Consider the following 256-nt stretch of genomic DNA (forward strand, 5'->3'; position numbering starts at 1 on the left):
AGGGAAACCGGCGGCGGACGAAACATAGTAGGCGACCTCGCCACGCTGGTCCCACAGGCCGGTGGCGGCGGAATGGAGCAAGGTACGCCGGGTGACGCGGATGATGGTCTTGATGAAGGGCTGCCACTCTGTCTCGACCAAGGCATCACCGACCGGGAACACCTCGACGGTGCGGTCTTCCTGGCGGGAGCGGCCCTTGTTGCGCGAGAACGCGGTGTCGGAGGGACTGTCGTTGGCCGCGATGATGCACACGGCC

1 protein-coding gene is annotated in these 256 nt (G+C 66.0%); it reads right to left on the reverse strand.

Annotated features, from left to right (window positions below; genetic code table 11):
• Positions 1–256 (reverse strand): hypothetical protein (locus MTBSS4_RS04645; protein ID WP_173982233.1); only part of this gene is annotated, 256 nt, incomplete at both ends.

This window comes from Magnetospirillum sp. SS-4 (assembly GCF_902729425.1).
Taxonomy (GTDB): Bacteria; Pseudomonadota; Alphaproteobacteria; order Rhodospirillales; family Magnetospirillaceae; genus Phaeospirillum.